The following is a 13,207-nucleotide window of genomic DNA, read 5'->3' on the forward strand; positions in this document are numbered from 1 at the left end:
ATGACCATCAAGAAAACAATGCGCAATCTGGGACGCCAGCTGGGCCTGGGCCGTGGTGCGCGCGAAGTCCAGCGATCGTTGTTCCGTCGTCGTCCCTTGTTCGAAGCGCTTGAGCGGCGCTACCTGATGTCGGCCGAACTGGTGCCGCCGCCTCCGCCCACCAACCAGCAGGACGCGCCGGTGGTGGCGCCCAACGATCATCACGGCGCCAAGTCGGCGCAGAATGCCAAGGCCTCCGGGCCGGGCAACCACCCCTATCTGGTCGAGCGCGAGGCCTACAGCACGGCGAAGCAGCTGGGCAAGTCCATGACGCTGGCGCAGTACCAGAAAGAAACCGCCGCGCGCCACGGCGACGCCAAGGCCTTGCTGCCCGGCCAGGACGCGTCGCAGGTGCAGGCGGTTCCGGCACCGACGCCCGACGCCGCGAAGAGCGCCGCGCCGATTTCCCTGGCCGGCTACACGCGCAACGCCGCCGACACGGCGATCAAGCAGATCATCTTCGTCGACCCCTCCGTCGACAACGCGGCCCAGCTGGTGCAGGGGCTGTACAGCCTGATCAGCGGCAAGACCGAAGGCCTGGGCAATACGCTGGCCACGCCCACCGGCGACGGCCCGCAGCTGCAGGTGCTGCGCAGCCACGACACCGAGATCATCGTGCTCGACAGCCGTTACGACGGCGTGGCGCAGATCACGCAGATCCTCGGCCAGCACCACGATCTGAACGCCGTGCAGATCATGAGCCACGGCAGCGCCGGCTCCCTGGAACTGGGCACCACCGTGCTCGACAAGAACGACCTGTCGACCTACAAGGACAGCCTCAAGGCCTGGGGCGACGCGCTGAACGTGCAAGGCGACATCCTGCTGTACGGCTGCGGCGTGGCCGGCACCAAGGGCGGCACCGAGTTCATCAACAGCCTGTCGGCAATCACCCGCGCCGATGTCGCGGCCGCCACGCACACGGTAGGCAGCGCCGCCCTGGGCGGTGACTGGACGCTGGATTACCATACAGGCGCCATCGAGGCGACTACGTTGACCGTCGCCAGCTGGAACAGCGTGATGGCCGACGCCACTGGCGTGCAGACCGGCGGTGCCACCCTGCAGGCGGTGGCGACCAACCCGCTGCTGACGGCTTACGGCAGCAACAACACCTTCGTCTTCGACAACAGCTCCACCGCGGCCTCGACCACCATTGAGCTGCGCCAGGGCATGAAGCAGGAGAACGGGGTCTGGGTCAAGAACGACGACGACACCAATACCGGAAATACCCTGGACTTCTCCGCGGTGCGGGGCGACGTCACCGTCACCATCAGCAACAACGACAGCTACCACATCACCTACTCCACGGTGGATACGGCTGGCACGGCCACCAGCCATAGCGTGGATGTCGTGTTCAAGTCCGCGGACGGCTCGCAGAGCCTGAAGATAGGCGACAAGACTTTCAACCTGATCGGCACTGCCATCAGCGGCAAGACGATACTCGACTACAGCGCGTACGCAACGGGGGTCACCGTGGACCTGTCCGGGCCCACGGCGGACAGCAACGGCGACGAGGTGCCGCCGGCGGCACCGACCGGCTTCGGCTATGTGCGCGACGTCGGCGCCGTGAAGGGATCCACGGCGGGCGGCAACCGGATTACGGTGGTTGGTGGCACCACGGTCTACATCGACAACAAAAACGACATCATCAAGGGCACCGGCGGCGACAACGTCTATGTCGTCGCCAACGGCGTCAGCGGCTTCTCCCTGACCCAGGAAGCCGGCCAGAGCGGCAATACGCTCGATCTTTCCCTCTACAACGCCGATTTCACCGCGCAGGTGCATACCGACGGCGGCATCAGCGTCTACCTGGGTGCCGGCGTCAGCGCCGGCGGCGCCGCCAATTCGCTGGCGGGCGCCAGCGCCCTGGTCGACAACCTGGACGTGCAAGTTCTGGTGGGCTATGCCGGCCGCACCACCCTGGACTACTCGGCCTACGACGACAACGTCACGGTCAACCTGAACTACCTCGACGACGACACGCTGCTGTACGACGCCAGCGGCATGGAAGGCGTGCGCAACATCACCAACGTGATCGGCGCCAGCGGCGGGCATGACAACGACATCGTCGGCAGCGAAGGCGACAACATCATCACGGTTGCCGCCAGCACCGGCACCAACCGTGTCAGCGGCGGCGGCGGCAACGACTGGATCGTCGGCAACTTCGGCGCCGCCGTGGGCGCCAGCACCGAATACATCGGCGGCTACGAAAGCAATGCCGTCCTGGCGGGCTCGGCCACCAGCGCGACCATCACCAATACGCCGCCGGCCGCCGGCAGCACCGTATCGACCGTGACCCTGGTCAACGTCGGCGCGGTCACCATGCAGGACTACCGCACGATAGACGATACCTCGGTTGCGGGCTCGGCCTATAACCGCGCCACCGTGGTGACGCTGGACGGCAGCGCCTACACGGGCGACCTGACCCTGATCGGCAGCGTGGGGAACAACGTCCTCAAGGGCGGCAGCGGCAACAACACCTTCACCGGCTACCAGGGCAGCAACACCCTGGTGGCGCGGCACGATGCCGCGAGCAACGTGCTGGATGAAGACGGGCAGTGGAACTTTCTGCTTACCAATACCGGCCTGGCCGGGACCTACGCAACGGATGGCACCGCGCTGGAAGCGGGCGCACCCACCCCGGTGCTGCAGAACACCATTACGTTCGACGACGGCGCGGCGCACAACTTCACCGGTGCGCGCCTGAACGGCGGACTGGGATCCAGCAGCATAGACGCGTCGGCCTTCAGCGGCTATACGGTATTGGTAAGCGGATTGATGAGCGGCGGGACGATCAAGTCCGGCAACGGCGCCAACACGCAGAACCAGATCATCCTGATGGGTGGCAACTACACCCTGGCCGGCGGCACCGGCAGCGGCGCCCACACCGAACTGGTGGTGGTGGCGGACGGCTACACCGGCATCGACGGCAGCCAGTACGCCAGCCAGATGACTGCCTCGAACAACACGGCCTATGTGATGTTCGGCGCCACCGGCGGCGACACCTGGTTCGATCGCGCCGCGAACGGCTCCAGCCGTTCCCACTACAGCAATATCGACAGCGTGCAGGTGCTGGGCGGCGCGTTCGCCAATTACCTGGACACGTCCGCGTTCCTGGGCACGGCCACCCTGGACGGCAGCACCGGGCAATCGAACTATTTCGTCATCAGCAATGCCAATGCGACGACGGTGATCGGCTCGTCCCTGGCCAATACGCTGCAGCTTTCCACCGGCGGCAAGAACGTTGCCCTGGACAACGCCAAGCTGACCATAGGCAACGTCCAGAGCACCTTCACCAACGTCAACGATTTCCGTTTCGTGGTGCAGGGCACGGCGGCCAGCACCGTGGATACCACGGCCTTCAGCGGCGTCACCACCAAGACCTATCTGTCGGCGCTCAGCTCCGGCTACGAGGATGTCACCGGCACGGCGCTGTCGTTCGTGATGCCGGCGACGGCATTCGATGCCCGCGTCAACGTCGGCCTGGATGCCGTGGAAACCGTGCAGGACGTGCTGCTGGCCATCAACGGCAGCATCGCCACCGATGCCGCTGGCGTTGCCTTGCGCATCGCCGTGGGCGGCGCCAACGACGGCAAGCTGCTGGCCGCCACTGACACCACCACGCCCTGGGACTACCTGTATGCCCTGACGGCGACCTTGAACACCGACGGCAGCCTGCGCATCGCCTATAGCCAGCAGGCCATCGCCGCCGGCATGACCGGCCAGTTCGCGCTGACGCCGGGGCTGCAGACCCAGCTGAATGCCGACGGCACGGTCAACGCTTCCAGCGTCATCGTGTCGTCCGCGGCCTATCAGCTAGGGCTGCTCGGCACCGGCGCCGTGCAAGCCAATTCTTCCAGCGCGGGCGTGTTCACCGGCAGTGCGCTGGGCATCGTGCACAGTACCCAGTTCGTGCTGGCGGGCGCCAATGCCACCATCAATTCCGGCAGCGGCGACAACACCTTCGTGGTGAACTACGGCCAGGCCGGCGAGAACACCGGCAGCGGCAACAAGATCGTCACCAGCGCCACGGCCGGCAGCAATGCCCTGACGGTCAATTCGGCGTCCGGCGCGGTGCTGGCCGATGGCCTGCTGTACAACAGCCTGTCGGGCTCGACCAAGGTGGGTGACGTGACCCTGGCCGGCGCCGGCATGTCGGCGGCCACGGTCAATGCCACCAACACCAGCGGTACCACCACGCTGGATGCCACGACCTGGAGCAAGGCGGTGACGCTGGCCACCAGCGGCGGCGCGGATACCCTCAAGGGCAATACCAGCAATGTGACCTTCGCCGTCGTCATGCCCGCGACCAGCGGCGACAAGGCGACGTTGTCGCTGGCGCATGCAGGCGGCACGGGCAACGTCCTGAACCTGATTTCCACGGCGGGCAGCACCAACCTGTCCAGCATGATCAGCAGCGGCGGCACGGTCAACGCCATCAACTTCGGCGCCAACACGGGTTCGCTGGACTACAACCTGGACCTGGGCAGCAGCGGCACGCTGGACCAGGCCTGGGTTGTCGCCGGCCGCAACGTGACCATCACCGGCGGCACGCTGACCATCCTCAAGGACATCACGGTCGACGCCGGCAAGACCCTGCGCATCGCGGGACAGAACATCACCGTGGGCGCATCCGACGCGGCGGCCGCGCTGGTGACCCTGCAGGCCGGCGCCATCCAGCTGGCGGTGCAGCTGTACCGGCCTTTCCGTTCGGCGTTCGCGCAGGTCTATACGCTGAACACCTCGATCACCATCAACAAGGCCACCCTGTGGGCCAAGGATACCGGCGGCGCCGGCATCACGCTGTCCAGCGAAATCGATGGCGACAAGTTCCCGGACATTGTGCCCACGGGCCAATCGGGCATCCTGGGAACGTTGGCCAGCGGCACCAACTCAGCCCTGCTGGCAGCGCAGAATTTCGTCGATAACGCCGGCCTGCTGGTGTCGTTCGCTGGCGTGACCTATCAATCCAGCATCGACATCTCGAACGCTGCGCGCCTGGTCTCGGCCGCGGACGTGACCATCTCGTCCAAGACGGTGGCCAAGGTCGAACTCAGCCCCCTGATCTCCCTGGTCGCCAGCTTCGGCGTCGGCGTCATCCAGAACTATTCGCACGTCGGTATCAGCGGCACCATCCAGGCGCAAGGCAAGATCTCCATCACGTCGGACGCCACCAACGATTTCAGCATCAAGCTCAAGCCCAGCCAGCTGGACGCCGTGCCGGCGACCATCTCGGTGGGCGTGGGCGTGGTGATCAGCGAATCGACCGTGCATGTGAACGCCAATGCCACGCTGGAGACGGGCGTCAAGTACACGACGTCGCTGACGGGGGCCGGCACCGCGCTGGCCACGGGCGGCGCCATCGACATCTCCGCCGTCACGCACCAGAAGAGCAAGATCCAGATATTCGCGTCGGGCGATACCTCGACCTCGGACGACACCAAGACGGTCGATGCCAGCGATCCTTCCAGCCAGCCGCCGGCAGCCAGCACGGCGCCCAAGGGCGAGAAGGGCACCTACAGCGCCGGCTATGCCAAGGTCGGCGTGGGTGTGGGCTTCGTCTACAACCAGCTGACCACCGAAGCTTTCCTGGACGGCAAGGCAACGGTACACGGCAGCGGTGCCATCACGGTCAACGCGCAGACCCTCGACGAAGGCAGCCTGCTGACGGTCAGCACCATCCTGGGCGGGCGCCCGGCAGCAGCGCCCAGCTACAGCGATACGATGATCAAGGAAGCCAAGTCGGCGGCCGTGGCCAAGACGGTGACGCCGGCCACCACGGGAGCCAAGAAGGGGCTGGGCACCGGCTCGCAGTACACCCTGGCTTTCTTCAAGTCCCTGGTCGAATCCAGCGACAAGAGCTTCAAGGACCAGGTCAGCGACACCAAGACCAAGATGGACGCCGACGACAAGGCGGCCAGCGACAAGAAGATCCAGGACGAGATCGACAAGCCGTCCATCGATTTCCAGGTCGGCGGCGCCATCGGCATGTCGATGAATGCGCTGACCACCACGGCCCGCATCGGCTCCGGCGTGACGGGCGATGTGGCCACCGTGTCCACCGACGGCGGCGCCGTCACGGTGACGGCGCAGACCAAGTACGATCCCAAGCTGATCGTGCAGTCGGGCGTCGACGAAAGCGCCATCAAGGGCAAGCAGGATTTCCTCAAGAAGAAAAATGCCGCCACCACCGACCAGACGGCGGCGGCGGAGGGCGGCGATTCGTCCAAGCTGGGCGCGGCGGCGGCGGTCGTCATCGACATCGATACCGTCAACACGACGGCGACGGTCAACGGCAATGCCACCATCAACACCCATGGCGGCGCGGCTAATGTCAATGCCAGCACACTGAACCAGATCGATCCCGACAAGCTGTGGCTGTACAACCTGTACACGCCTTTCCAGAATATCGGCAGCGAATGGAGCGCGGCCAGCGGGCTGACGGGCAAGCTGGGCGTGCTGAAGACGGATGGCACGGCTTTCTTGAAGAACCTGTTGTCCACTATCGACAACAGCAGCGGCGGCGTGGCCAACAGCTTCACCACATGGTCCTCGGCTACGTCCAAGAGCAAGAAGCTGGCCCTGGCCGGCGCCTTCACCGTGCAGGTGCAGAACACCGACACCCATGCCACGGTCAACGGCACTATCGATACCCGCCCGACCTCCGGTGCTGCCGGGGCGGTAACCGTGGCGGCGGTGAATTCGACGCAGCGCATGAACTTCGTCGGCAACATCATCCTGCCCGGGTTGGTGTCCGTCGGAGGCGCCTCGGGCGCGGCTGCGTCCCTGCAGAAGGGAGCGGCGACCGCGCCCACGGACGGTTCGACCAGCCGCATGAGTACGGCCAAGAACGCCGCCAAGGGCTTTGCCGCGCCTACGTTCGCCGGTTTCGAATACGGTAGCGAGTCGAAGGAAGGCTCGGCCATCGGCGTGTCGCTGTACCTGAACGTCGCCTCCCACGATACGCAAGCCGTGATCGGGGATGGCGCCACTATCTATTCGGGCGCGCTGAACGTCACCGCCGACAATGAAGTGATCGCCGTGGACGCCGGCACGTCCGGCGGCAAGGCCAAGGAAACGGCGGTCAATGGCGTGCTGCTGATCGACGTCATCTCCAGCACCACCATTGCCCAGGTGGGACGCGGTGCCACGGTGCTGGCCACCGGCGCGGCGACCATCTCCGCGGTGGATGCCAGCTATCTGGGCACCCTCGCCGGGGCGGTTGCCGCGTCCGAAGCGATGGGCGTGGGCATGAGCATAGGCATCAATGTCCTGAATCGAGACACGCAGGCGGTTATCGGCGATCTGCTGGGCAGCAGCGCCAGCGCGGCGCCGGCGGGTTCCTTCGGCGCGGATACACTGGACTTGAACAGCCAGAACAAGGGCTTCGTCGGAAGTTTCAGCATCGCCGGTTCGCAGGTGTCGACCGCGAGCACGGGTGCGACGGCCGGCGCCGATGCCGGCGGTACCGGTGGCAGCGGTGGCACGGGCGGCAGCGGCGGTACGGGCGGATCGGGCGACAGCGGCGGCAGCACCGATTCGAGCAACGTCCTGGACACCGTGGTGCCTTCCAGCAAGGGATCGACGCTGCCGGGCGCGGGCACGGCGACATCGGCTTCCGATCCGGACGAATTGCTGAGCCTGAGCGAAATCCTGCAGGAACTCAGCGGCAAGACGTCCGAGCTGACGCAGGATTCGGACTCCGGCGCTGCATCCGGCGGCACCGGTGGCACTGGCGGTACGGGCGGTACGGGCGGTACGGGCGGCACGTCCACCTCGGTCAGCCCGACCAAGGAAAGCGCCGGCCTGGCGATCTCCGGCTCGGTGGCGGTGAACGTCTCCAACGACACCGCGAAGTCCTATATCAACGCCGCGGGCCTGACGATCACCATCGGCAAGACGGCCACCATCGAGGCGCATAACGACGCGGTGACGCTGGCCCTGACCGGTTCGGCGGCTTTCGCCAATACGGACAGCAGCAAGGGCAACCTGGGTATCGCCGGCGCCTTCAGCATGAATATGCTGGGCGGCCAGGCCCTGGCCGAAGTGGCCGCGGCCGCGCAACTGCTGGTGGGCACCGACCTGTCGATCAGCGCCAAGCGCAGCGGCGTTACCGTGACCATCGCCGCTGGCCTGGCCGGCGCGAAAGGCCAGAAGGGCGTGGCCGTGGCCGGTTCGGTGGCGGTCGCGGATGTCAGCTACGCCAATATCGCCCGCCTGGGCGGCGACAAGGTCAGCGCGCGCAACATCAGCGTCACGGCGGGCGACAGCACCGTGCTGGCCACCGTGGCCGGTTCGGCCGCGAGCTCGCAAGGCAAGGCCGCCGTGGGCGCGGCCCTGGCCCTGAACCTGAGTTCCGCCACCGTCGAAGCCGGCGTCGCCAACGCGCCGGATGTGTCCTACAACGGCAACCTGACCGTGGACGCCACGTCCAGCCAGACCGTGGTCGGCTTTGCCGGCGCCTTCGGCATGGCCAAGGACGGCAGTGCGGGGGCGGGGACCATCTCGGTCAACATCGTCGCCAACCAGATCAACAGCTATCTGCTCAACAGCACCGTCAAGTATGTGGCCAAGACGGGCGTGACGGGCAGCCATGACGTCACCGTCGGCGCGCACGACAAGACCACGCTGGTGGCGGTCACCGGCGCGGTCGGGGTCGGCAAGAAGATCAGCGCCGGCATCGCCATCAGCTACAGCGAGATCGGCAACGCCATCATGGCGGGCATCCAGGGCTCGACCGTGGATACCGGCAAGGCGGGCGCGGTCAACATCAACGCGTCCGATGACGCGACGCTGGGCGGCGGCGCCCTGGGCGTGGGCATCGGACTGGGCGAGTCGACTTTCGCCGGCGCCGGTTCCATCCAGGTCAATATCGTCGACACGGCGATGGCCGCCTACGTGCTGCCCCTGTACGACGGCGCGGGCGCCGTCTCCAAGCGCAGCAGCATCACGGCTTCGGCCTTGAACATGGACGCCAGCGACGACACCACCCTGGTGGCCGTCACCGGCGGCGTGGCCGGCACGCTCGACGGCAGCGCCGCCGTGGGCGCATCGGTCAGCTACAACGAAACGTCCTCGCACGTCGCTGCCATCGTCGAGTCCTCCGATGTCGACGTTGCCGGCGCCGTGGACCTGCACGCCCATTCGGCGCCCTTGCTGGTGTCCATCAGCGCGGCCGGCGCGCTGGCCGAGAAATTCGCGCTGGCCGGCGCCGTCAATGTCAACGTGATGAAGGGCGCGGTCGATGCCCACATCAGCAACAGCACGGTGAAGGCCGGCCAGTCGGCCAGTTTCTCCAACAGCGCCGACGCGGTGCGCATCAATGCCTCCAACGCGGCGGCGATGTATGCCATCACGGTAGGCGTGGGCATCGCCACCGAAGACGGCGCCGTGGGCCTGGCCCTGGCCGTCAACCAGATGGGTGGCAACGATCCGTTCGATCGCGACCTGCTCAGCGTCAACAATGGCCAATTGGCCGACTCGGGCGCCACCGTGCAGACGGTGGGTGTCAACGACAACGGCACCGCCGCCACCAATCCGTCCATCACGGCGTACGTGTACAAGAGCGACGTCCACGCCACCAAGGGCAATGTCAATGTGTTCGCCGGCCTGGTCGATCCGCTGGCGGCGGGCGGCAACGCGCAACTGAGCGACGGCGCGCAGTTGGCGGTCGGCGCCAGCGACATCCACGTGGATCAGGGCGGCAGCACGCTGACCTTCACCGGCACGGCGGCGGCCATCATCAACGGCACGCAGGACAACACCGGCAGCGCCGGTTTGCCGGCGGGTACGGCAGGCGGCTCGTCCAGCGACGAGTTCGCCGGCTGGAGCACGGGCGACGGTATCTATGTGAATGCCGGCGCCACCAACATCACCCTGGCCGACGGCAGCAAGCTGCGCGCAGACCGCATCTACTACATCATCCGCGTCGCCGCGCCGGACGGCTCGGCCTCGATCCGGCTGGCCGACACGCAGGAAAACGCCATGCGCGGCCTGGCGTTGCAGTTCGCCAGCGTCACCAGCCTGTCCGGCATCCAGTTCGCGCACGTGCGCATGCAGGAAGCCACCAGCGTCAATCTGCAGCCGTACCACGGCGTGGATGCCACGGTCACCGTGGATACCGCCAACAACCGCATCCAGCTGGGCTCGGCCTTCGCCGGCCTGCAGGAAGGCGCCGCCATCGTCTATAGCGGCTCGCTGAAGGACGGCAAGCTGGAGGACGTCGTCGCCAACCGCATCGTCAAGAGCGGTGCCGACGCCCTGCAGGTAGGCGTGGCCTACTATGTGGTGAACCTCAGCGCGGACCAGACCTCTTTCCAGCTGCGCGATGCGGCGGGCAACCTGGTCAACCTCGGCGGCGCCACCGTGGGCACGTCGCTGCAACGCTTCTCCGTGCAGAACAGCGCTGGTGCCTTGGTCAATGCCGATGGCAGCATCACCTTGCCCAAGGCCCATGGCCTGGATACGGGTGACAAGGTGGTGGTCAACCTGGGCACCAATGGCGTAGTCCAAGGCGTCGCCGACAATCACGTGTACGTGGTTGAAAAGGTGGACGCCAACACGCTGATCCTGAAGAACGTCGACGGCAGCGCCGTGACGCTGTCCACGCTGCCGTACCTGAGCGTGTTCGATAGCGCCACCCGCACGTACACCTATTACCTGAAAGACAGCAACGGCCAGAAAGCGCTGGACGCGCAAGGCAATCCCATCACGGTCAACCCGGATGCGATGCTGTCTTTCACGCGCATCGACCTGGCCCATGCGCAGTCGAGCACGCAGACCACCACCGATAGCAATGGCGCCCAGACCACCACGGTGAGCCAGGGCACGGCCACCAGCGCCACGGTCGTCGCCGGCAGTGCCAAGAACCAGGTCGCCAACGAGAACACCTTCAGCTTCGCGGCAAACCCCGGCCTGGCCACCGGCGACATCGTCGTCTACCACGGCAACGGCTCGACCGTGGCCGGCCTGGTCGACGGCCAGCGTTACTACGTCATTGATACGACCGCCGCGGGCGCCACCACGTATAGCTACCAACTGGCGAACTCGCTGGACGACGCCAAGGACGGCATCGCCATCCACCTGGGCGCGGTGACCGGCACGGGCGGCATCAAGCTGCAGAAGACGGTCAGCAGCGTGAGTTCGGTCGATGGCCTGCTTGCGGTGGATATCGCCGATCTGACCAAGGGCTACAGCCTGACCAACAACATGCTGGCCATCACGGTGGCCGGTGCCGGCGGCAAGTCCTTCGGTGGCGCGGGCGCCATCGCGGTGAACCTGTCGCGCGCCAACGTCACGGCCTATATCGACAATACCGGCGCGGCGGCGGGCACTTCCGTGCTGGCGGACGACGGCAGCGTTGCCGTGTCCGCGCAGGACAACAGCCAGATCGTGTCGGCGGCAGGCGCACTGGGTGTCGCGCTGGACCAGACCAAGTCGCTGGCGCTGGGCGCCGCGGTCAGCGTGGCCGACATGCGCAACACGGTGGAGGCCAGCATCAAGAACGCCACGGTGACGGCGTCGTCGGTGCAGGTGCTGGCGACGGAAAGCGCCAGCATCTACAACATTGCGGTCGGCCTGGCCGGCGGTGCCGGCGTGGCCATCAGCGGATCGGTGGCGGTGAGCCAGCTGCAGAACACGGTGTCGGCGCGGATCACCGGCGCCACCGTCACGGCGACCGATGGCGACATTCGCATTGCCGCGCTGGACACGGCCAATCTGGATACGCTGGCCGGCAACGTGGCAGTATCGGTGGGCGGACGCGGGGCGGGCGGCATGGCCTTCGCGGTCAACATGGTGTTCGACACCATCTATGCGGGCGCCATCGGTTCGACCCTGACCTCCGCGGGCAATCTGTATGTGCTGGCGGATTTCGCCAAGCCGGACAATCTGCCTCCCGGCATGAATGCCCAGATCGCCGCCATGGCGGTCAGCGGCGCGGTAGCGGCCGGCGCCACCGGCGCCAATGTGGGCTTCGGCGGCTCGGCGTCATTGAACTGGATCGCCACCGGCATCAGCGCGGAGATAGGCAATACCAGCAGCACGCAGGCGGTCAAGGCCGACGGCGACATCGTCGTGCAGGCCAACGATACGTCCGTCATCAACAGCCTGGCGGGCGCCGTCGCCTTCGGCCTGGGCTCGCAGGGCGTCGGCGTGGCGGTAGGCGCCAGCCTGTCCTATAACTACCTGGGCGGCGCGCCGCTGGGTACCTCGCGTACGCACAGCGTATCGGCCAGCATCCACGATACCGAAGGCCTGGTACAGGGTAATCACGTCCAGGTGGCGTCGCTGTTCAGCGGCAAGGTCAACAACGTCACCGTGGCCGGCAGCCTGGCCGTCGGCACCGTCGCCGTGTCGGTGGGGGGCGCCGTGTCGGTGAACCGCATCGGTGGCAAGAACGAGGCTTCCATCCGCAATGCGCGCCTGGTCAAGGCGCTGGCCACCGACAACACGCCGGGCATCGTGGTCAAGGCCGACGATCACGGCTACATCATGGCCGTGGCAGGTGGCCTGGGCGTGGCGGTATCGCCGGGCAATGGCGCGGCCATCGCGGCCGGCGTGTCGGCCACGCAGAACGACGTGGGCAACGAGACGCACGCCTATATCGACGGCTCCAGCACCAGTGACGCGACCAAGCGCACCACGCTGAACACCGCCAATGGCGTCAGTGTTTCCGCCAATAACGAATCGCGCATCGTATCGGTGTCGATCGGCGTGGCGGCCGCGGTGGCGGCGGGGCAGGGCTTCGCCGGCTCGGCCGCGGGCGCGGGCAGCGGCAACAACATCAGCGGCAGCGTCGAGGCCTACGTCAACAACGTCGACACGCCCGCCGACGACACCGCGACCAGCACCATAGACGAACGCAACAAGGGGGCGGTCAATGTGACGGCCAGCAATGACGCCGAGATCGTCACGGTGGCCGGTGCCTTGAGCGTGGCGGTGTCCGCCGGCGCGGTGGGCATGGGTGCGTCGATCGGTGTTTCGGTGGCGATGGCGAACATCACCACCTCGGTTTCCGCGCATGTCGACAATTCCAAGCTGCGTGTCACCGGAACGGGCGCGACGATCACGGTTTCCGCCGTCGATCATTCCAACATCACCACCGTCGCCGTGGGCGGCGCGGTGGCCGTGCAGGCGGGCGACGCCGGCGTGGCGCTGGCCGTGGGCGTCA

The 13,207-nt window shown here is 66.6% G+C and carries 1 protein-coding gene (cut by a window edge); it reads left to right on the forward strand.

Going from position 1 to position 13,207, the window contains the following annotated elements:
* Positions 1-13,207 carry the beginning of a DUF4347 domain-containing protein gene (locus CEY05_RS23305; RefSeq protein WP_088599649.1) on the forward strand. The gene runs 20,153 nt beyond the window's last position, so only the first 13,207 of its 33,360 coding nucleotides appear in the window; its start codon is at positions 1-3; its stop codon lies beyond the right edge, outside the window.

The organism is Achromobacter sp. HZ34, assembly GCF_002209485.1.
Taxonomy (GTDB): domain Bacteria; phylum Pseudomonadota; class Gammaproteobacteria; order Burkholderiales; family Burkholderiaceae_B; genus Bordetella_C.